Source organism: Pseudomonas sp. BF-R-26 (assembly GCF_019947395.1).
Taxonomy (GTDB): Bacteria; Pseudomonadota; Gammaproteobacteria; order Pseudomonadales; family Pseudomonadaceae; genus Aquipseudomonas; species Aquipseudomonas farris.
The window spans coordinates 401,082-423,143 of the sequence record NZ_JAGYGK010000004.1; the positions used below are offsets into that span (position 1 = coordinate 401,082).

Consider the following 22,062-nt stretch of genomic DNA (forward strand, 5'->3'; position numbering starts at 1 on the left):
CACATTCGCACTTGGTTGCGGTGATGAATAATGCGTTCGGCTGCAAGAGGTATGCATTTTACTTATCGAGGCAAGTTCTGCATGCTGTGAAACCGCTTCCCTGAAAACCGATAGGTGTCCATGAACAGTCTTGAACTGCCCAATCTCATGCAGGTTCGGGCGTTCCTTCATGTCGTCGACTACGGCAGTGTATCCAAGGCCTCTACCGTGCTTTTTCGGGCTCAACCTGCGGTGACGCGCGCCATCCTGGCCTTGGAAAAACGCCTCGGCGTCTTGCTGTTTGAGCGTAACGTCAACGGTATGCGTCTGACCGATTATGGTGAAGGCGTGCTTCCCCGTGCTCGTCGTACCCTGGAGGAGTTGCAGGCCGTTGTGCCTTTGCTGGGTCATGCGCCGGGGCATACCGCCGAACCGCTTTACCTGTTCCAGACGCGCCGTCTGGAGGTCTTCGCGACACTCTGCCAAACGCACCATATGCAAACTGCCGCGAGTATTCTTGGGGTATCGCAGCCGGCAATCAGTGCCGCCATCAAAGTCCTTGAGCAAGGTAGCGGTTGCAGCCTGTTTGAACGCACACCCCATGGCTTGCTGCCGACCCGCCCGTGCCTGGCGATGTTGCTGCGGGTGCGTCGAGCGCTGAATGAACTTCGTCATATCGACGCGGACATCGCCGCGCTGGGTGGCTCCCTTCAAGGCGCCGTGCATGTAGGGGCTTTGCCTCTCGGTCGTACCGGAATATTGCCCGAAGCCATGGTGCGTCTGACCTCGGAGCACCCCCATGTACGGATCGTGACCAACGAAAGTCCGTTTGATTTGTTGGCCAGTGAACTGCGCGCAGGGGATGTTGATTTCATCCTCGGCGCTCTACGCCCGTCGGCCTACGCCAGTGATTTACATAGCGAGGCCTTGTTGCAGGAGGAGATGGTAATCCTGGTGCGCCGTGACCATCCGTGGCTGAAACGTTCTCTTGATTATGACGACTTGAGTGCCGCCCGCTGGGTTCTACCTCGTGCCGGCTCCCCCGCGCGAAAGCTTCTGGACGCATTTTTCGCCCACATCGGCATCGCCGCCCCCAGCCCTGTGATCGAAACGGCCGACCTGGCGATCCTGCGGGGTGTGTTGTTGCGCTCAGACATGCTCGCCGCCGTTTCGGCCCATCAGTTGGAACACGAAATGGCCAGCGGTGATCTGGTGCGCCTGCCGCTTGCGCTCAGCCACACTACGCGCCCGATCGGCCTGATCTCCAGAGCCGGGGCACTTCAATCGCCAGCGGCGCAGGCATTGATGGACAAGATTCGGCAGGTCGTAAATGAGACGGCGATGAGAATCAGCGCTTCGATTTGAAACCGAAATAGTCCTCGCGGCACTGCCCAGAGCGGCCGTTGGATTCGATTTTGCTGACACCGCCTTCTATGTACACCGCCCACCCATGGATAAGCCCAACTTATCTATGAGTTCCATATAGATCGTTTGTAAGCATCTATAGGGACTTATAGCATCGGATTCCAGAGGTTTGGACTTATTCGGAGGTTGCTATGAAGGTGCTGGTGGCGGTGAAGCGTGTCGTAGACGCCAACGTCAAAGTCCGTGTCAAAGCGGATGAATCTGACGTTGAGTTAAGCAACGTAAAAATGTCGATAAACCCCTTTTGCGAGATCGCTGTGGAGGCCGCACTTCAATTGAAGGAAAGCGGGCAGGCCAGCGAAGTCATCGCCGTATCGGTGGGCCCTGACGCTTGTCAGGAGCAGTTGCGAACCGCACTGGCAATGGGCGCAGACAGAGCCGTGCTGATCAAGACGGGTAGCGATCTGGAACCCCTTGCGATTGCCAAACTTCTCTACACGGTCACCCAGCGTGAAGAACCCGGCATTGTTCTCCTGGGCAAGCAATCCATCGATGGTGATAACAACCAGACCGGTCAAATGCTTTCCGCCTTGATGGGCAGCGCTCAAGGCACCTTCGCTTCGCAAATCAACGTCGTCGGTGAGTGGGTCAATGTCATTCGCGAGGTCGACGGCGGACTGGAAACGAGAAGCTTGCGGTTGCCAGCAGTGATCACCGCTGACCTACGCCTGAACGAGCCACGCTACGCCTCTCTTCCGAACATCATGAAAGCGAAGAAAAAACCACTGGAGGTCATTGATGCCGGCGACCTCGGTGTCGATATCGCTCCTCGTTTGAAAGTCATCAAGGTCTCGGCGCCGCCTGAGCGCAAGGCAGGCATTCGTGTGAGTAGCGTTCAAGAACTGGTCGAGAAGCTGAAGAACGAAGCGGGGGTGATCTGATGGCTGTTTTATTGATTGCTGAGCACCACGAAGGGGCTCTTAAATCGGGCTCCTTGAACGCGCTTTCAGCGGCGGCGAGCCTTGGGGCAGACGTCGACGTTTTGGTGGCGGGTCAGCAGGCGGGCAGTGTCGCTGAGGAGTTGGCCACATTCGCGGGTGTGAGTTGCGTACTGATTTCAGATGCGCCCGAGTATGCAGATCAAGGTGTAGAGAATGTGGCCGCCCTGGTGACCGAGCTGGTGAAGACCTCGACTTATGGTCATGTCATCGCCGCCTCTACGGCATACGGCAAAAATTTGCTTCCTCGCGTTGCTGCATTGCTGGATGTCGCTCAGGTCAGTGACGTTGTGGAAATCGTTTCCGCGAACACATTTGTTCGCCCGTACTACGCCGGTAATGCCCTGGCGACCGTTGAAAGCTCTGACGCAGTCAAGGTGCTGACCGTTCGCACTACGACGTTTGCAGCTGCCGAACGAACGGGGGCATTGGCGCCCATCAAGGCCATCTCCGTCTCTCACGACACTGGTCTTTCCAAATTCCTGAGTGCCGATTTCAGCGTCTCTGATCGGGTCGAGCTGACCTCGGCCAAGATCGTCATTTCCGGCGGTCGCGGCATGGGTAGCGGCGACAACTTCGCGCTGCTGGAAAAAGTCGCCGACAAGCTGGGTGCCGCAGTCGGTGCCTCTCGTGCAGCCGTCGACGCCGGTTTCGTCTCCAACGATATGCAAGTGGGCCAGACCGGCAAGATCGTCGCGCCGGACCTGTACATCGCTGTCGGCATCTCGGGTGCCATTCAGCATTTGGCAGGCATGAAAGATTCCAAAATCATTGTCGCGATCAACAAGGACGAGGAAGCGCCGATTTTCCGCGTCGCTGACTACGGCCTGGTTGCCGATTTGTTCGAAGCCGTTCCAGCTCTTGAAGCTGCCCTGTCTCGAGGAGTCTGAAATGAGCGCCAAGCGTACTTATACCTTTGCTTTCGATTGTCCGGACCGGGTGGGAATCATCACCCGCACGGCGGGCCTGTTCGCCAGTCATGGCGGTTGGGTTGAAGAGGCCTCGCAGTTCTCTGACGAAGAGAGCAATCGCTTCTTCAGTCGCATGGTTGTTCGCGCGGAGACCCTGCCGTTTGACATCGAAGTGTTGAAACGCAAAGTCGAACCGCTCGCACAAGAGATGTCGATGAACTGGCGTCTGGTCGACAGCGACCAGCGTAAGCGCGTGGTGCTGATGTGCAGCAAAGGCTCGCACTGCATGACCGATCTGCTTGATCGCTGGAAAACCGGTGACCTGGTCTGTGACATCGCCTGCGTGATTTCCAACCATGAGGATTTGCGCAGCCTGGTTGAGTGGTACGGCATTCCGTTTGAATACGTGCCGGTCGACAAAGACAACAAGGCTGCAGGGTTTGCCAAAACCGAACAACTGATCGATGAATACCGCGCGGACTGCATTGTCCTGGCGCGTTACATGCAGATCCTGCCGCAGAACCTGTGTGAAAAATATCGCCACAAAGTCATCAACATCCACCACAGCTTCCTGCCGTCGTTCATCGGCGCCAAACCATATCACCAGGCATCCCGTCGTGGGGTGAAGCTGATCGGCGCGACCTGTCACTACGTCACCGAAGACCTCGACGAGGGGCCGATCATCGAGCAGGACGTCGCGCGTGTCAGCCATGAACAGTCTGTCGATGATCTTGTCCGGCTAGGTAAAGACGTCGAAAAAACCGTACTGGCCCGTGGGCTTCGAAACCATCTCGAAGATCGCGTACTCGTGTACGGCAATAAAACCATCGTGTTCTAAGCACCCCCAATCGTCGAGCCAGTTGCCCTGCCTGGGGCGCTGGCACTGGAGTTTAATATGAGCAATACCGTTCCGAGTTCGGCTCGTGTCGTCATCGTCGGTGGTGGGGTTATCGGGTGCAGCGTTGCATACCACCTGACCAAACTGGGCATCAAGGATGTCGTGCTGCTGGAGCGCAAGACGCTGACCTGCGGCACGACCTGGCATGCCGCCGGCCTGGTGCCGACACTGCGCGCGACTTACAACATGAGCATGCTGGCGAAGTACAGCGCTGGCCTCTACGAAGGCCTTGAAGCAGAAACGGGTCAGGCCACTGGCTTCGTGCGTAACGGTTCCTTGAGCGTCGCGACTCACCAGGAGCGTTTCACCGAACTCAAGCGCGGTGCGTCGATGGCTAAGCTTTGTGGCTTTCCATGTGAAGTGGTCAACCCTGAGCAAGCTCTTGATCTATGGCCACTGCTGAACATCGAAGACATCGTCGGCGGCGTGTATTTGCCGTTGGACGGTGTGGTCAACCCGGTTGACGTCACCCAGGCACTCGCCAAGGGCGCTCGAATGGGCGGCGCTAAAATCATTGAAAACACCCAAGTTCTGGATATCAAGATCAAGGATGGCAAGGCTGCAGGCGTAGTCACGGCTCAAGGCGATATCGACGCTGAGTTTGTGGTGAACTGCGCCGGTATGTGGGCGCGCAATTTCGGCAAGAAAGCCGGGGTCAACATTCCGCTTCACGCCGCAGAACACTACTACGTGGTCACGGAGCCGATGCCGGAAATCAACGGCATCATGCTGCCGACATTGCGTGACCTGGATTACTACAACTACTTCAAGACTGACGCTGGCAAGCTTTTGATTGGCACCTTCGAACCCAACGCCAAACCTTGGGGGCATGAAGGTATTCCCGACAGCTTCAGTTTTGATGAACTGCCACCTGATTTCGATCACCTGGAACCCTACCTGGAAGCGGCCATTCGCCGAATCCCTGCGCTGGAGAAGACCGGGCTGCAAGTGTTCTTCAACGGTCCAGAAAGCTTTACCCCCGATGACCGCTACCACTTGGGCGAAGCACCTGAGTTGCGCAACTATTTTGTCGCCGCAGGCTTCAACTCGGTGGGCATCCAGTCAGCGGGCGGCGCCGGCAAGGTGCTGGCCGAGTGGATTGCCAAAGGTCACGCCCCGATGGATCTGTGGGACGTCGACATCAAGCGTAACTTGCCTTTCCAGGGTAACTCTCAGTACCTGTATGACCGCACCACGGAAGGGCTGGGCCTGCTGTATGCCATGCACTGGCCATTCCGTCAGTTCGAGTCTGCTCGCAACGCACGCAAAAGTATCCTCCATGACCGTTTGGTGGCCGCCAATGCCTGCTACGGCGAAGTGGTCGGCTGGGAGCGCGCGAACTTCTTCGCACCGCAGGGTCAGAAGCCGGAATACGGGTACAGCTGGGGGAAACAAAACTGGTTCGAGTGGTCGGCCGCTGAACACAACGCAGTGCGCAACACCGTCGGCCTGTTTGATCAAAGCTCCTTCGCCAAAATACTGGTCCAGGGCCGCGACGCAATGTCGGTGCTCAACCGGATTTGCAGCAACAACATCGATGTCGAGCCGGGCAAGATCGTCTACACCCAGTGGCTGAATGAGCGCGGAGGTATCGAGGCCGACCTGACCGTGACACGACTTGAGAAGGAGTCGTTTCTCATCGTCACCGGTCCATGGACGCAGACTCGCGAGCTGAACTGGCTGCGCCGCAACACGCCGGACGAGGCGAATGTTGTCTACACCGATGTCACCTCGTCGATGGCTGTGATCAGCGTGATGGGCCCCAACGCCCGCAATTTGCTGCAGCCACTGACTACCGACGACCTCTCTAACGAAGGCTTCCCGTTTGCCACGTCCAGGGAGATCGAACTTGGTTATGCCCGCGTACGAGCGTCGCGTATTACCTACGTGGGCGAGTTGGGCTGGGAGCTGTACATCTCGACTGAATTCGCTCCGGATGTATACGACCGAATTGTCGCGGCGGGTGAGCCTCACGGCTTGAAGTTGTGTGGCTATCACGCCCTGAACTCCCTGCGTATCGAGAAGGGCTATCGCCACTTCGGCCACGACGTGGTGGAAGAGGACACGCCGCTGGAAGCCGGGCTGTCGTTTGCTTCGGACTTCAACAAGGCCGGCGGTTTCATCGGTAAAGAGGCCTTGCTCAAGCAGAAAGCCGAAGGCGTGAAAAAGCGCATGGTCCTGTTCAAGTTCCTCGATCCAGAGGCTACCAACTACCACGAAGAACCGATCTATCGGAACGGAGAGATCGTCGGGCGCACCACCTCTGGCATGTACGGCCACTACATCGGCAGCAACGTCGCCATGGGTTACGTCTGTAACGTCGAAGGTGCAACGGCTGATTGGGTGAAGGAGGGCAAGTACGAGATCGAGGTGGCCACCAAGCGCTATGAGGTGGAGGCAAGCCTTCGTGCGTTCTATGACCCTGAAATGAACAAAATCAAGTGCTGACCCTCTAGGCCAACCGTATTAGCGGCGGCCAGGCACGGTATAGAAACGTCATAACAACAAGTCGATTGAATCGCGCAGTGCCCGGAGGTTCGAGTCCGGGCCAGGCGCAAAAATCGCCGGAGACAACCATGAATGCAAAATGCATCGTCAGGTCGAAGTCGTCGAAAACCCAGCCGGGTTCGCAGCTTTGTGCCGCTCCATCACACCTTATCGATTCCGGGCTCGCCCTGAGCCTTTTCTGCCGAAAGATTCCTCTTGAGTTTGCCGCGTCGACGATCAGACACGGGCGTCCGTACGCCTGATTGATGGCTGTCCTGAGTCCTCGCGAACAAGAGAAACCGTGTGAACGCCGCTTAAGACGGCCTCGCACTTAGCCGATCAAAGAATTGCAGAAGGGTGGTCACATGCAAACAGAATCCTTTGTGAGTTTTCGCAATGTGCAGAAGAGCTACGACGGCGAAAACCTCGTGGTCAAAAACTTCAATCTGGATATTCAGCGCGGCGAATTCATCACCATGCTTGGGCCATCCGGCTCTGGAAAAACAACGTGCCTGATGATGTTGGCGGGTTTTGAAACCGTCACTCACGGGGAAATCTCCATCGACCGCCAGCCGGTCAACGATATCTCACCACAGAAGCGCGGCATCGGCATGGTCTTTCAAAACTATGCATTGTTCCCGCACATGACCATTGCCGAGAACCTGGCCTTTCCGCTCAAGGTTCGTGGGCTTTCTTCAAGCGACATCCAGGACAAAGTCAAGAAATCCCTGGACATGGTCGCCATGGGCGCACTGGGCAATCGCATGCCCGCACAACTTTCAGGCGGCCAGAAACAACGGGTTGCCCTGGCACGGGCGCTGATTTTCGAACCTCGCCTGGTACTCATGGACGAGCCGCTCGGCGCGCTCGACAAGCAACTGCGTGAACAAATGCAGTACGAGATCAAGCGTCTTTCCAAGCAGTTGGGCATTACCGTCGTTTACGTGACCCACGATCAGACCGAGGCCCTAACCATGTCCGATCGCATTGCGGTGTTCAACGATGGGGTGGTTCAGCAACTGGCCAATCCGTCCGACCTGTACGAGAAACCCGAGACTGCCTTTGTCGCCAGCTTCATCGGTGAAAACAACCGGCTGACGGGGGAGGTCATCGAGCGCGATGGCGATTACTGCCAAGTGCAAGTCGGCAACCTTCGAGTGAAGGCCGTTGCGGCGAAGTCCGCGAGTACCGCCCGTGGCACGAAAACCACCTTGTCGATTCGCCCGGAGCGCGTCTACCTCGATCCGGCCGATGGCCAATGTGACAACCGGCTTCCGGCAAAAATTCAAGAGCTGATCTATCACGGGGACCATCTGCGCCTGCGGTTGAGCGTCGCGGATCAAGATGACTTCATCGTCAAAGTGGTCAACGGCGTCAACCAGTCAACGCCGACTCCCGGCGCCCTGGTGACCGTAGGGTGGCGTGCTGACGACTGTCGAGCGCTCAACACCGTTATCTAACTTTCCGTCACCCTTCACACGGAGATCACTCCATGAATCGCCCTGTAATGTCTGAAGGGCCTGCGGATCGGCTGTTTGTGCAGCCGAAGGTTGGCCAGTCAATAAAAGAAAGCCTGGACAAGGCCGAGCGTCGGAACAAGTTCAAGTCCGTGCTCCTGGTGTTGCCACTGCTTGCGTTTATCGCCGTGTTCTTTCTCATGCCGATCGGCGACATGCTGATGCGCAGCGTGCAAAACGGCACGCTCGCCGACTACATGCCCAACAGTACGGTCGAGTTGAAGCAGTGGGATCGGCAGGCACTGCCTGAAGAAAAGACGTTTGCGGTGGTCGGCAACGATATTCTCGACCTCCTCAAATCGCAGAACCTGGACCGGGTCGGGACTGACTTGAACCGCGTGCAAAGCGGCATGAAGCTGCTGCTGAACAAGACAGCGAGGGGCCTGGAAAAACAGACTCCGGCAGGGATCACCGAATTCAAGCCGCTGATGATCAGCATCGACAAGCGTTGGGGAGAAACCGCGACGTGGTCGCAGCTCAAGGTGATGGCGCCTTCGATTTCCGCAGTGCATTACCTGGCGGCGCTGGATCGTCAATACGACGATAACGGTGACATCGTGCAGCAGCCGGAAAGCCGACAAATCTATGTCGACAATCTGTTGAAGACGCTCGCGGTCAGTGTCGCGATCACCTTCATCTGCTTTCTGCTGGGCTATCCGCTGGCGTACTTCCTGGCCAGCTTGCCGGACCGCTTCAGCAACTTGCTGATGATCCTCGTGCTTCTGCCGTTCTGGACATCGTTGCTGGTCCGGACCAGCGCCTGGATCGTCATTCTCCAGTCCAATGGAGTGTTCAACGATGTCCTGCACAGCCTTGGCATCATCAATCAGCCGCTCGATCTGATGTACAACCTGTACGGCACGATCATCGCCATGACCCACATCCTGCTGCCGTTTATGGTGCTGCCGCTTTACAGCGTCATGCGCGGTGTCGACCAGACCTACATCCGTGCCGCGCACTCCATGGGCGCCAGCTCCATGCGGACCTTTTTCAAGATCTACTTTCCACTGTCCCTGCCGGGCGTCAGTGCAGGGGGGATTCTGGTCTTCATTCTCGCGGTTGGTTACTACATCACGCCGGCACTTGTGGGTGGCCGAACCGGCCAGATGATCAGCAACTTCATCGCCTATCACATGCAGACGTCCTTGAACTGGGGCCTGGCTTCGGCGATCGCCAGCCTGCTCCTGGTGGTAGTGCTGCTGATGTACTGGGTCTACGACCGATTCGTAGGCATTACCAATATGAAGTTGGGGTGAGCCATGAGCCTTCCAAAATACATCGGACCTTTCGAACGCTGCTGGTTTTTCACCGTGCGCGGATTTGCTCTGCTCGTGCTGCTGTTTCTGGTGGTGCCGATTCTGGTAATCATCCCTTTGTCCTTTAACGTCGAGCCGTATTTCAGCTTCACGTCGGACATGCTTCATCTGAAACCGGAGGCATTTTCCCTACGCTGGTATCACCAGCTGATCAACGACCCGCTTTGGGTGCTGTCGATCAAGAACAGTTTCCTGGTGGCGTGTGGTGCAACTGTGATCGCTACCGCGCTCGGTACGCTTGCATCCATTGGGCTGAGCCGCTCTGACTTGCCTTACAAGCGCCTACTCACCGGCATTCTGATTTCGCCGATGATCGTTCCGGTGATTATTTCAGCCGCTGGCATGTACTTTTTTTACAGCAAATTGGGGATTGGCCAGAGCCTGCTCGCGCTGATCCTGTCGCACGCTGTGCTGGGTACGCCGTTCGTGATTCTGACCGTCACCGCAACGCTCGTGGGGTTCGATCATTCACTGACCCGCGCCGCCGCCAGCATGGGCGCATCGGCGACCTACACGTTTTTCAACGTGACGTTTCCCCTCATTCGCCCCGGCATCATTTCAGGCGGGCTGTTCGCATTCATCACTTCGTTCGACGAGGCGGTGATCGTTCAGTTTTTGGGCGGGGTCGAGCAGCGCACCATCCCTCGTCAGATGTGGTCCGGAATGCGTGAGCAGATCAGTCCCACGATTCTCGCTGCTGCAACGTTGTTGATCATTTTGTCTGTCCTGCTGTTGTTGTCTATCGAAGTCCTGCGCCGTCGTTCGCTCCGCGTTCGTGGAATCACTAATTGATCTGAGATCTAGGGAAGCAGTTATGAAAAAGATGTTGATATGCGCGGTAACAAGCCTCGCGTGTGTGTCTGCGATGGCTCAGGAGAACCTGACGATTGTGACCTACGGTGGCTCACTGGCCGCTGCTCAGACCAAGGCAGCAATCAAGCCATTCAGCGAGAAAACCGGGGTGAAAACCACGCTAGAGGATTACTCCGGCGGCATCGCTCAGCTCAAGGCTCAAGTCGATACCAAAAACGTCACCTGGGACGTCGTCGACATGGAATTACCGGATGCCGTTCGGGCGTGCAATGCGGGGCTGTTTGAACGCATTAACCCGAGCAAGGACCTGGAAGCGGGGACGGGCGGCGCTCCGGTTGACGTGGACTTCATCTCCGGCGCCGTCACCGACTGCGCGGTGGCCAACATCATTTGGTCGACGGCGGTCGCTTACAACGTCAACGCGTTCAAAGGTGAGCAACCCGCCACGCTGAAGGATTTCTTCGACCTGAACAAATTCCCAGGCAAGCGTGGATTGCGCAAGGCGCCTCAGGGCACGTTGGAGTGGGCACTGCTGGCCGATGGAGTGCCTCGCAATGAAGTGTATTCCACCCTGGAAACCGAGGCGGGTATCGAACGGGCTTTCGCCAAACTCGACTCGATCAAGAGTCAGGTGATCTGGTGGGAAGCGGGTGCCCAGCCGCCGCAATTGCTCGCGGACGGCCAGGTCGTGATGACCTCGGCATGGAATGGACGTATCTGGACCGCTCAGACCCAAGAGAAGCAACCGTTCAAGATTATCTGGGACGGCCAACTGTACGACATGGACGTATGGGCTGTGCCCGCCGGCAGCAAGAACAAAGCACGGGCCATGGAATTCCTGAAATTCGCCACCAGCACGCCGGTGCTGGCGGAGCAAAGCAAATACATCGCCTATGGCCCGACACGTAAATCGTCGCAAGCCCTGGTCAGCGAAGAGATGAAACCGCACCTGCCGACCTCGTCGGAAAACTTCAAGACGGCATTGCAAATGAACGCCGAATGGTGGGGTGACCATGCTGACGAACTCAATGAACGCTTCAATGCCTGGCTGACAAAGTAACCCCTCTGTTTTGCAGACTTTTCAGGAGTTCAACGCCATGTCGACTTTGGTTTACCTCGGGCTAGGGAGTAACCAGTACCGAGATCATCATTTGGGGTTGGCGTTGGAGTTCCTGGCCGCATTGCTGGTGGATGTTCAGTGCTCCCCGGTCTATTCCTCCGCGGCAGCCGGCTGCGTGGGCGACGATTTTTTTAACGTTGCTCTGTCCGGGCGCACTGATCTATCGCTGGGCCAGTTGAGTGATGTCCTAAAGCGTTTTGAGGCCAGGTACGCGCGCGTGCTGGTTCCTCGAATCGTCTTGCCAGTGGATATCGATATTTTGCTGTATGGAGATTTCGTGGGGACTTACGCGCATGGGGTGCTGCCGAGGTCGGATCTTATCGATAGACCTTACGTGATGATGCCGCTTGCTGTGCTCGCCCCGGAAGCAGTGCATCCCATCACCGGTAAAACCTATAAAACAACCTGGCTTGAGTTCGAGCGGGACATACCTGCCGAGGAAACACCAGTCCTTGTAGCCTGCGACGGGCTGTCCCTGCCCAAGGGTGCAAAAACAGCTGGGGCGGATGATTTTGTGATGGCGCAAACGCTTAAATCACTACGTATTCGACAAGGCCTTACTCAGCGCAAGCTCGCTGAAAAAGCACAGGTTACCCATAGCTCCATATCTGTCATAGAAAAGAATCAAGCAAGCCCTGGGGTTAATACGCTGGGCAAGATCCTGTCCGCGCTATCGACTTCACTGCCTGAGTTTTTTGCAGAGATTGAGCGAGGAGGTGCAGAAGTAAAACCCAAGAAGAGAATTTTTGAGTTCTAACAAATAGGGTTGGAGTGGTTTTAATTCATCAAATCTGAGGTCGAAGACAATGAAAATGGTACCCAGACTGACAATGGCTGATGCTCAACACATCATGCAAGCTTGCCTTGCCAAAGCCAAAGAACTTGCCGTTGATATGGATATCGCCATTACAGATGATGCCGGTCATCTGATCATGTTCCAGCGTATGGACAACGCGCGTATCACCAGTATCGATATCGCCATCAGTAAGTCCTTCACCGCCGCTGCCGCCCGCAAATCAACGCGAGCCTATGGCGAAATCAGTGTGCCGGGTAAACCGGCTTTCGGCATCAACACCAGCAACCAGGGGCGCTTTTCCATTGTCGCTGGGGGGCTGCCGCTCTTCATGCAGGAGTTCATCGTTGGCGGAGTAGGGTGCAGCTCAGGTACTCCCGATCAAGATGAAATTGTGGCGCAAGCCGGCGTTAATGCGTTTACGGCTTACCTCAACTGATCGCATCAAAAATCCCCAGGTTTTTCATCCGGCGCGTTGACGTTCGCTGTTAAGGCGTTTCTGCGCGCTTGATTTCCTGAACCAAACAAAAATAAAAGTTGAAGGAGAGATAAACGATGTTCAGCCAGCAAGACAAAATCCAGGGCTACGACGACGAACTGCTGAATGCGATCGACGCTGAGGAAGTCCGTCAGGAGCAGCATATCGAGCTGATAGCCTCGGAAAACTACACCAGTCAGCGGGTGATGGAAGCCCAGGGAAGTGGGCTGACCAACAAGTATGCTGAAGGTTATCCAGGCAAGCGTTACTACGGCGGCTGCGAGCACGTCGACAAGGTTGAGCAGTTGGCTATCGACAGGGCTAAAGAACTCTTTGGCGCTGATTATGCCAACGTTCAACCGCACTCCGGCAGCCAGGCTAACGCTGCTGTTTACCTGGCACTTCTCCAGCCGGGTGACACCGTATTGGGGATGAGCCTGGCCCACGGTGGGCATTTGACCCATGGTGCCAAGGTCAGTTTCTCCGGCAAGCTCTACAACTCGGTGCAGTACGGGATCGATACCGTGACGGGGTTGATCGATTACGACGAAGTCGAGCGGCTGGCGGTGGAGCATCAGCCGGAGATGATCATCGCCGGTTTTTCCGCTTACTCGAAAACCCTGGATTTCCCGCGCTTTCGCGCCATCGCTGACAAGATCGGCGCTTACCTGTTCGTCGATATGGCACACGTGGCCGGATTGGTTGCGGCAGGTCTGTATCCAAATCCGCTTCCCTATGCGCATGTGGTCACGACCACCACGCACAAGACGTTACGCGGCCCGCGTGGTGGTTTGATTCTCGCCAAAGGTAATGAAGACCTTGAGCGCAAACTCAACGCCGCAGTCTTTCCAGGCGGGCAGGGCGGCCCATTGATGCATGTGATCGCCGCGAAGGCTGTGTGCTTCAAGGAAGCGTTGGAGCCTGGATTCAAAACGTATCAACAGCAGGTGATCAAAAACGCCAAGGCGATGGCGAGCGTGTTTATCCAGCGCGGTTATGACGTGGTCTCGGGTGGGACCGACAACCATCTGTTTCTGGTGAGCCTGATCCGCCAACGCCTGACGGGTAAGGACGCCGACGCCGCTTTGGGCCGGGCGCACATCACGGTGAACAAAAATGCCGTGCCGAACGACCCACAGTCGCCGTTCGTAACCTCCGGCCTGCGCATCGGAACACCTGCGGTGACTACACGTGGATTCCAGGAGCCAGAATGCAGCGTTCTTGCCAGCTGGATCTGCGACATCCTCGACAAACTCGGTGACGCCGAAGTAGAGACCCGTATCGCTGCGCGGGTTTCAGAGTTGTGCGAGCGTTTCCCGGTCTACAAAGCCTGATCATCCACCAGCATTCGCTGCGGAGTTGAGTATGTCGCTGAGTGTTTTTGATCTGTTCAAGGTTGGCATCGGTCCTTCCAGTTCGCACACCGTCGGGCCGATGCGCGCAGCCGTGCGCTTCGCCGAGGGACTGAGGGACCAAGGCTTGCTGGAGCAAGTGGAGAGTGTTCGGGCAGAACTGTACGGTTCTCTCGGCGCCACAGGAAAAGGGCACGGAAGCGACAAAGCCATACTGCTGGGGCTGGAAGGGGAGTACCCGGATACAGTCGATACCACGGCAGTAGAGGCAAGGTTGGCGATAATTCGGGGTTCCGGAACCCTGAAGCTTTTGGGGGGGAGGTCCATTCGCTTTGTTGAGAAAGAGCACTTGGCGATGATCCGCAAGCCTTTGCCCTATCACCCAAACGGCATGATCCTGCGTGCATTCGACAGGGCTGGCTTACAGATTTGTAGCCGTGAGTACTACTCGGTAGGCGGCGGGTTTGTGGTGGATGAAGAAGCGATAGGGCTTGATCGTATCGTCGAAGATCGAACGCCACTTCGTTATCCTTTCTTGACTGGACGGGAGCTGCTTGAGCAGTGCTCACGTAACGGTCTCTCGGTCAGCCAGTTGATGGCCGAGAACGAGAAGGCGTGGCGTAGTCCGGAGCAAACCCGTCAAGGTCTATTGCATATCTGGCAAGTGATGCAGGATTGCGTGCTTGCTGGTTGCCGCAACGAAGGCATCATGCCTGGCGGGCTGAAGGTCAAACGTCGTGCTGCGGCGTTGCACCGTCAGCTCAGTGGCAGTCCTGAGGCCAACTTAAGGGACAGCCTTTCAGTACTCGACTGGGTCAACCTTTACGCCCTGGCGGTTAATGAAGAAAACGCCAGTGGAGGCCGTGTAGTGACGGCACCCACGAACGGCGCTGCCGGTATTGTCCCGGCGGTTCTTCACTATTACCGCCGATTTGTACCCGGGGCGGATGAAGAAGGGGTGCAACGGTTCCTGCTCACTGCCGCCGCAATCGGGATTCTCTACAAGGAAAACGCGTCGATTTCTGGCGCCGAAGTCGGTTGCCAAGGTGAAGTGGGGGTGGCTTGTTCGATGGCAGCTGGAGCGCTGTGCGAAGTCCTCGGTGGAACGGTGCAACAGGTAGAAAACGCGGCGGAAATTGGCATGGAGCACAACCTTGGCCTGACCTGCGATCCCATCGGTGGTCTCGTCCAGGTTCCTTGCATTGAGCGCAACGCCATGGGTTCGGTGAAGGCCATCAACGCCGCGCGCCTCGCTTTGCGCGGTGACGGGCAACATTTTGTCTCGCTCGACAAGGTGATCCGCACCATGCGTCAAACGGGAGCGGACATGAAAAGCAAGTATAAGGAAACCGCGCGAGGCGGTCTTGCGGTCAACATAATCGAATGCTGAGTCAGGCGGTATTTGGGGGCAGAGTGATCTGCCTTTAATCGGAGAACAGCTCAAACATAAGCTGGCGTAACCAGCGATTGGCCGGGTCCTTGTTGTATCGAGCATGCCAGAACAGATTGATCTCGATTTTCGGCAACTCCAGAGGCGGCGGTAGAACGGCGAGTCCGAAGGGTTCTTCACAACTGGTTGCGAATCGTTCAGGCACTGTTGCCAGCAAGTCCGTACGTTGAAGTATGTGGCCTATCGCGACGAAATGCGGAACCTCCAGACGGATATTTCGCTCGATGCCAGCACGCGCGAGGAAGGTATCAACGACGCCGTGTCCTGTGTTCGCCGCTACAACACGAACGTGGTCATAGCTGCAAAAACGCTCCAGCGTCAATGGCTCTCGGGTGGCAGGATGGCCCTTGCGGCACAGGCAGACGTAGCGATGGTGGAACAGGCGTTGCTGAAAGAAACCTGCTTGAAGGTGAGGCAGCAATCCGACGGCAAGGTCGATCGCACCATTCTGCAGCCCTTCGGCCAGGGTTTCGGTGTTGTTGCGCAGCGTACTGATCGAGCAACCCGGAGCGCGTTCAGCCAGCGCATCCATCAGCCGCGGCATGAAGTAGATTTCACCAATGTCCGTCATTGCCATGGTGAATCTGCGATTGCAATTGAGCGGGTCAAACGTGTCCTGTCGGCCAAGTGCATCGCGTAAAGTCTGAATGGCTAGCGCTACTGGCTCAGCCAGCTGCCGGGCATAGGGCGTGGGCTCCATTCCCTGGTAGGTGCGCACGAAAAGTTCGTCGTTCAAGGCGCTACGCAACCGTTTTAGCGCGTTGCTGACCGCGGGCTGGGTCAGCTCAAGACTATCCGCCGCAGTCGAAACCCGACGGTCGATCAGCAGTTGGTTGAACACCAAAAGCAGATTCAGATCCAGCTCACGTAATTCCATAACGCCTCAGTGCAGGTTGGCTCATACCAGAGCAATAAACCGTTGCCCGTCGTTGGGTCTGCACCGCTCTGAAATGGCCGCTGCAAGAACCGCAGCCTATCAAGTGCTACACCGTTGCGTCCATCGCAAGGGCTATGTAGCTTTTGCTCATCTCTGATCTTTATTCACGTTGGAAATAACAGGTATTTGGATCACTGCATTTATCACGGTTGACGCCTTGGCCATGATCGCTGCAATGCCCAAATTCTGAACGGTTTACGCCTCTCAAGAACAACACGCCAATCGGTCAGTTAGTTGGGCACCGCGCAACTCCCGGAGGCATCAGAACCTCCGCCTCTATAACAATGACAAAAAGAGCGATGCCATGCGTACGATCGATGTATCAGCCCTGATTGACGGGGCACATTTCAACGCCTTCCATGCGCGCGTACTGTTCTGGTGCGCACTCATCATCATCTTCGACGGCTATGACCTGGTCATTTATGGGGTCGTGTTGCCTTCACTGATGGCTGAGTGGGGGCTGAGCTCATTACAGGCGGGAGCGCTGGGTAGTTGTGCGCTGGTGGGAATGATGTTGGGAACGCTGTTTTTCGGATCATTGTCGGACCGGATAGGCAGACGTAAAACCATCATTATGTGCGTCACTCTTTTCAGTGGTGTCACCGCGCTCAACGGTTTGGTGCAGAGCCCAGAGGCTTTTGCGTTGTGCCGGTTTGTTGCCGGTCTGGGGATTGGCGGGGTGATGCCGAACGTTGTCGCGTTGATGAACGAGTACGCACCCAAGAAATCCCGCAGCACCTTGGTCGCCCTCATGTTCAGTGGCTACTCGCTAGGAGGGATGCTGTCTGCAGGTTTGGGCATGGTGTTGATTCCTCAGTGGGGATGGCAAGCGGTGTTCTATGTGGCCTTGATTCCACTGTTGGCGTTGCCATTTTTGATACGGCAGTTGCCCGAGTCGCTGGACTTCCTTCTGCGCACCGGGCAGACGGTCAAGGCCCAGATATTACTGACGCAGGCCGTACCGAGTTATGTGCCCGGCGCAACCGATCAGTTGAATCACATAGTCGCTAAAGGCACAAACGCGTCGATTGCGCAGTTGTTCCAAGAGGGGCGCAAGTTGAGCACTTTCATGCTGTGGCTGGCGTTCTTCTGTTGCCTGCTGATGGTCTATGCGTTGAGCTCTTGGCTGCCCAAACTCATGAGCGCCGCTGGTTACGGCTTGAACTCAAGCCTGGCGTTTCTGGTGGCGCTGAACCTGGGTGCGATTATCGGTGCGGTAGCCGGTGGGTGGCTGGGTGATCGAATAGGTATCGCCAAGGTCTTGTTCGTCTTCTTCAGCTGCGGGGCTTTGGCGCTGAGCCTGCTCGCACTCAAGGCCCCATTACCCGTGCTCTATTTACTCATCGCCGTTGCCGGAGCATGCACCATCGGCACGCAAATTCTGGCCAACGCGTGCACCGTGCAATATTACCCGCCGCAAATACGGGCCACAGGCCTCGGTTGGGCGATGGGCGTAGGCCGCACCGGCGCAATCATTGGTCCTCTGCTGGGCGGCGCACTGCATGCCTCATCGTTGCCGCTGCAGGCGAGCTTCCTCATCTTCGCAATACCGGGATTGGTAGGGGCAATAGCCATTCTGGTCTTCCTGATACAGAACGCGCGAAATCGATCTGGCTCCCTTCGTCACTCATACCATACTACTTGAACGTATTAACGAGGCCTTCGATCTGATGCATGAAGGCACTATCAAATACTGATCCTCCCCCTGGAGCTCAGGCTCCAGGTCCAGTTCCAATACACCCTGATATTGGAGGTTTATCGTGAGCAAATTGAAGCTTCACCCTTCGCTGGACAACGGAATAGAGCCAAGCGCTGCAAACTTCTCTGGCGGCACCCTGCAATGCCTGTGTCCGACTGATAAGGTTGAAATCAGGATTGACGCCCAGAGCCTGCACAATCACGCCTGTGGTTGCAGCAAATGCTGGAAGCCCGCAGGTGCGAAATTCGCGGTTGTTGCTGTCGTTCCTCGCGATAAAGTCAGCGTCACCGCGAACGCCGAAAAGCTGGTCATCGTCGACGAGAGCGCGACTATTCAACGACATGCCTGCAAAGAGTGCCATGCACATATGTACGGCCGCATCGAAAATAAAGACCACGCGTTCTATGGCCTGGATTTTGTGCATACCGAGCTATCCCCGCAAAAAGGGTGGGCTGCACCGGGCTTTGCAGCTTTCGTTTCGTCGATCATCGAAACCGGCACGCCACCGGAGGACATGACGGAAATCCGCGAAAAACTGCGCGCGCTCGGTTTGGAACCTTATGATTGCTTGTCGCCAGATCTGATGGACGCATTGGCTACGCAAGTGGCGAAGTTGAATGGCGTTCTCGCATCCCGTTAAACCCCATTTGCTGAATGTATTATTCGGCACGACCCACCTTGGCTGAACCATTGGTGCAACGCCCTTCACCTGGATCCGTTTCAGGTGAAGGGCGTCGCGCTCAAGCAGCATTTTTCCGGCAAACAATATTCACATTCGTAATGTTGAGTATGGGAGTTACGGTATTTATCAATAGCACTCAGATGGCGATGATCTTGTTACTCCAATAACAATCAGCCTCATGGGTACCTTGCTATGTATACCTCTCAATCTACCTTGCACATCGGTATTGTCGGCGGTGGTATCGCTGGCGTGGCATTGGCACTGGATCTGTGCCGCCACTCCCATCTCCGCGTGCAGTTGTTCGAATCGGCACCCGCCTTTGGCGAGGTCGGTGCCGGTGTCTCCTTCGGCGCCAACGCCGTTCGTGCCATCGCTGGTCTGGGTATTGCCGAACCCTACCGGCAGATCGCCGATCGCACGCTTGATCCCTGGCAGGATATTTGGTTCGAGTGGCGTCGTGGCGAAGATGCCGGCTACCTCGGCGCGAGCCTGGCTGAAGGGGTAGGGCAGTCTTCGGTGCACCGTGCGGATTTTCTCGACGCGCTGGCCAGTCAGTTGCCAGAGGGCATCGCCCGATTCGGCAAGCGCGCGGTGAGCGTGGAGCAGGATGCGGAACAGGCCCGCGTACTGTTCACCGATGGCAGTGAGCACCGTTGCGACCTGTTGATCGCTGCTGACGGTATCAAGTCTTCGATTCGTGATCATGTTCTTCAAGGCCTCGGACAGCCCCTGGCTGCGCCGCGCTTCAGCGGTACTTGTGCTTACCGCGGGATGATCGACAGCGAACACTTGCGCGCTGCCTACCGTACTCGAGGTGTCGATGAGCACCTTGTCGACGTTCCGCAGATGTATCTGGGACTCGACGCACACATCCTCACATTCCCGGTTAAACAAGGCCGGCTGATCAACGTCGTGGCGTTCATTTCCGATCGCAGTCAGCCTGACCCATCCTGGCCGAGCGACTCCCCATGGGTTCGTAATGCCAGCCAGGAAGAAATGCTTGCCGCCTTCGCCGACTGGGGCGATGCCGCACGGGTGCTGCTCGAGTGCATTCCGGCGCCGACCCTTTGGGCTCTGCACGAACTCGAAGAGCTGCCGGGCTACGTGCACGGCCGCGTAGGGCTGATCGGCGATGCGGCCCACGCCATGTTGCCGCACCAGGGCGCTGGCGCAGGGCAGGGGTTGGAAGATGCCTGGCTGTTGGCCCGACTGCTGGCAGACCCACAGGTTCTGGCGAGTCGGCCGCAAGCGGTGCTCGAGGTCTATGACGCTATCCGTCGTCCACGCGCCTGTCGTGTGCAACGCTCGTCGTGGGAAGCCGGCGAGCTCTATGAACTGCGTGATCCGGCGGTAGCCGATGACGAGCAATTGCTGGGTGAAACCCTGGCAGCGCGTTTCGACTGGTTGTGGGATCACGATCTGCAATCCGACCTGCAAGAGGCTCGTGAGCAATTGGGCTGGAAAGTACTGGCTTAAGAGGATGCGCAAGTAAGTCTGGTATTGAAGCCTTGCGTGCACTTTTAACACTAGCAGTTGATTGGCAGCCTGCTCTGGGACGGGGGAGGGGCGATAAAAGCGTCTCTGTCTGCCAGCAGGCAGCATACGGAGCTGCTAGTGTTAATCCGCTAATCCAAGATCTTCCTAATTCATCGAATGGCGCTTAAACCAGGAGAAAAATCATGGCGAAGGTACTGGTTCTCTATTACTCAATGTACGGTCACCTCGAAACGATGGCTGGCGCAGTGGCCGAAGGCGCACGATCTGTACCCGGCACCGACGTGACGCTCAAGCGTGTCGCTGAAACCATCCCGGCCGAACAGGCAGCAGCCATCGGCGTCAAACTTGACCAGAAGGCACCGGTGGCGACACCTGACGAGCTGGCCAATTACGATGCCATCATCTTTGGTACACCGACGCGCTTTGGCAATATGGCGGGACAGATGCGCACGTTTCTCGACCAGACCGGCGGACTGTGGATGAGCGGCGCGCTGGTCGGGAAAATCGGCAGTGTCTTTGCATCGACCGGCACCCAGCACGGTGGCCAGGAAACCACGATCACGTCGTTCCACAGCACACTCCTGCATCAGGGGATGGTCATCGTGGGTGTGCCTTACACCTGCGCAGGGCTGACCAACATGAGCGAGATCACCGGCGGCACACCCTATGGCGCGACCACCCTGGCAGGCGCCGACGGTAAACGGCAACCGTCACAAAATGAACTGGATATTGCGCGTTTCCAGGGTAAACACGTCGCTGAGCTTGCAATAAAGATCGCGGGTTAACGCAAGCACGTAAATGGGCCCATGTTGCAGGACAGGAGTCGAGCTTCGACCGATGTTCATAAGCAGCTGTAACCCTGGATTTTGAGGCCCGTTAGCCAGAAACCGGGTTAGAGTGTTCATCAATGTCTGTTCATAAGCTCCCTCCACTCGATTCGCGTAGTCGCGCCAAGCGGTTCCAGCGAACGAACCGGGCAAAAAAAACCGTATATCAATCGTTGTTTAAAGAATGAATCGTCCGCTGTTTGTTTCTCTAGATGGGCCCAAGGGAGCCGGCAAAACCACACTGTTGGAGGCCGTTACGAAAGTACTGAGGGCAGACAATAAAAAGGTGATCCGACTTTGCGAGAAAAAAAGCGATCCCTATAGGGGTGAAACAATGACCCTCGTTAACAAACTCGTCAGAAATCCCACCCGGGATTTGGAGTTGAGGGTTTGTGAACGCTTTGCTGATAGTCGTACCTGGATCTCCCAGCACGTGCTGGCTAAACAGCCACCAGGCAGCATCATCCTGATCGATCGCTGGTACCCGTCTGATGCCGCGTTTCGCCGGATAGTCCCGTTTGCAGAGATTCTACAGTTGAACATTGATCGAGACGTGCGAGTGCCAGACCTGCATGTCGGGGTTGTCACCGCCCCTGAAATTTCATGGGCGAGGGCAGCGGCACGACGGCGCGGGCTGAGCAGTACTTTGATCCATAAGCTGGAAGAACATGTCGCTTGTACCAAGGCGTTCGAGCGAGCGATTGCAGATCACGGCTGGGTTTTATGCCGTAATGAAGGAACGATCGAAGACGCAACGATGCAGGTGATTTCTGAGATCTATAGAGTCCTTCGATGCACCGCAGGCGAAGTTCGCTGCGCCGGCCTTGATGCGGTTGAGATAGCCGTAGATATAGATCGTTAGCAGGATCGAAGGGGTGATTTGTCGCCGCAGCGGTAGCCGGCTGATGCTTTGATCTGGGTGCCTGTCATCGAACCCGCCCAC

The 22,062-nt window shown here is 56.5% G+C and carries 19 protein-coding genes; 18 read left to right on the forward strand and 1 reads right to left on the reverse strand.

Translation table 11 applies throughout. The features are described from left to right. Window positions 1–120: 120 nt before the first annotated feature. The 13 genes from KGB18_RS07755 (at window position 121) to KGB18_RS07815 (ending at window position 15,417) form a co-directional block, all read left to right on the forward strand. A complete protein-coding gene (locus tag KGB18_RS07755; protein ID WP_123722735.1) occupies window positions 121–1,344 on the forward strand; it encodes a LysR family transcriptional regulator in 1,224 nt (407 codons plus the stop codon). A 191-nt stretch (window positions 1,345–1,535) separates the two neighbouring features. Continuing rightward, window positions 1,536–2,285 (forward strand): electron transfer flavoprotein subunit beta/FixA family protein, encoded by a 750-nt coding sequence (locus tag KGB18_RS07760; RefSeq protein WP_104994298.1) that lies wholly within the window; start codon window positions 1,536–1,538, stop codon window positions 2,283–2,285. Continuing rightward, on the forward strand, window positions 2,285–3,232 hold the full coding sequence (locus KGB18_RS07765) for an electron transfer flavoprotein subunit alpha/FixB family protein (protein ID WP_223569639.1): 948 nt from the start codon (window positions 2,285–2,287) through the stop codon (window positions 3,230–3,232). Before KGB18_RS07760 ends, KGB18_RS07765 begins: the two co-directional genes overlap by 1 nt. Window position 3,233: 1 nt before the next feature. Then, the gene (gene purU, locus KGB18_RS07770; RefSeq protein WP_046035443.1) at window positions 3,234–4,091 is read left to right on the forward strand and encodes a formyltetrahydrofolate deformylase; all 858 of its coding nucleotides are present in this window, start codon (window positions 3,234–3,236) and stop codon (window positions 4,089–4,091) included. 57 nt (window positions 4,092–4,148) lie between these two features. Then, window positions 4,149–6,599: an FAD-dependent oxidoreductase gene (locus KGB18_RS07775; protein ID WP_223569640.1), complete on the forward strand. Its 2,451-nt coding sequence runs from the start codon at window positions 4,149–4,151 to the stop codon at window positions 6,597–6,599. Between the two features lie 404 nt (window positions 6,600–7,003). Beyond that, on the forward strand, window positions 7,004–8,098 hold the full coding sequence (locus KGB18_RS07780) for an ABC transporter ATP-binding protein (RefSeq protein ID WP_123722732.1): 1,095 nt from the start codon (window positions 7,004–7,006) through the stop codon (window positions 8,096–8,098). Window positions 8,099–8,130: 32 nt separating this feature from the next. Beyond that, window positions 8,131–9,411, forward strand: coding sequence for an ABC transporter permease (locus KGB18_RS07785; protein WP_223569641.1), 1,281 nt, complete (start codon window positions 8,131–8,133; stop codon window positions 9,409–9,411). 3 nt (window positions 9,412–9,414) lie between these two features. Next, on the forward strand, window positions 9,415–10,263 hold the full coding sequence (locus KGB18_RS07790) for an ABC transporter permease (protein ID WP_123722730.1): 849 nt from the start codon (window positions 9,415–9,417) through the stop codon (window positions 10,261–10,263). Between the two features lie 22 nt (window positions 10,264–10,285). Beyond that, window positions 10,286–11,344 carry an ABC transporter substrate-binding protein gene (locus tag KGB18_RS07795; protein WP_223569642.1) on the forward strand — a complete coding sequence of 353 codons (1,059 nt, stop codon included), beginning with the start codon at window positions 10,286–10,288 and terminating at the stop codon, window positions 11,342–11,344. A gap of 37 nt (window positions 11,345–11,381) precedes the next feature. Next, a complete protein-coding gene (gene folK, locus KGB18_RS07800) occupies window positions 11,382–12,161 on the forward strand; it encodes a 2-amino-4-hydroxy-6-hydroxymethyldihydropteridine diphosphokinase (RefSeq protein WP_123722728.1) in 780 nt (259 codons plus the stop codon). Between the two features lie 49 nt (window positions 12,162–12,210). Further along, window positions 12,211–12,636, forward strand: coding sequence for a GlcG/HbpS family heme-binding protein (locus KGB18_RS07805; protein ID WP_108215568.1), 426 nt, complete (start codon window positions 12,211–12,213; stop codon window positions 12,634–12,636). Between the two features lie 116 nt (window positions 12,637–12,752). Further along, window positions 12,753–14,009, forward strand: coding sequence for a serine hydroxymethyltransferase (gene glyA, locus KGB18_RS07810; RefSeq protein ID WP_223569643.1), 1,257 nt, complete (start codon window positions 12,753–12,755; stop codon window positions 14,007–14,009). A gap of 31 nt (window positions 14,010–14,040) precedes the next feature. After that, a complete protein-coding gene (locus KGB18_RS07815) occupies window positions 14,041–15,417 on the forward strand; it encodes an L-serine ammonia-lyase (RefSeq protein ID WP_123722726.1) in 1,377 nt (458 codons plus the stop codon). Window positions 15,418–15,451: 34 nt separating this feature from the next. Here the strand turns inward: KGB18_RS07815 and KGB18_RS07820 are convergent, their stop codons facing one another. Further along, window positions 15,452–16,354 (reverse strand): LysR family transcriptional regulator, encoded by a 903-nt coding sequence (locus tag KGB18_RS07820; protein WP_123722725.1) that lies wholly within the window; start codon window positions 16,352–16,354, stop codon window positions 15,452–15,454. Between the two features lie 364 nt (window positions 16,355–16,718). Between KGB18_RS07820 and KGB18_RS07825 the strand changes: the two genes are divergently transcribed. The 5 genes from KGB18_RS07825 (at window position 16,719) to KGB18_RS07845 (ending at window position 21,981) form a co-directional block, all read left to right on the forward strand. After that, window positions 16,719–18,059: an MFS transporter gene (locus KGB18_RS07825; RefSeq protein WP_223569644.1), complete on the forward strand. Its 1,341-nt coding sequence runs from the start codon at window positions 16,719–16,721 to the stop codon at window positions 18,057–18,059. A gap of 115 nt (window positions 18,060–18,174) precedes the next feature. After that, the gene (gene gfa / locus KGB18_RS07830; RefSeq protein ID WP_123722723.1) at window positions 18,175–18,753 is read left to right on the forward strand and encodes an S-(hydroxymethyl)glutathione synthase; all 579 of its coding nucleotides are present in this window, start codon (window positions 18,175–18,177) and stop codon (window positions 18,751–18,753) included. Window positions 18,754–18,987: 234 nt separating this feature from the next. Further along, the gene (gene salA, locus KGB18_RS07835; protein ID WP_123722722.1) at window positions 18,988–20,271 is read left to right on the forward strand and encodes a salicylate 1-monooxygenase; all 1,284 of its coding nucleotides are present in this window, start codon (window positions 18,988–18,990) and stop codon (window positions 20,269–20,271) included. 203 nt (window positions 20,272–20,474) lie between these two features. Beyond that, window positions 20,475–21,077, forward strand: coding sequence for an NAD(P)H:quinone oxidoreductase (gene wrbA / locus KGB18_RS07840; protein ID WP_123359376.1), 603 nt, complete (start codon window positions 20,475–20,477; stop codon window positions 21,075–21,077). 226 nt (window positions 21,078–21,303) lie between these two features. After that, complete coding sequence (locus KGB18_RS07845; RefSeq protein WP_223569645.1) at window positions 21,304–21,981, forward strand: dTMP kinase; 678 nt, start codon at window positions 21,304–21,306, stop codon at window positions 21,979–21,981. The last annotated feature ends 81 nt before the right edge of the window (window positions 21,982–22,062 follow it).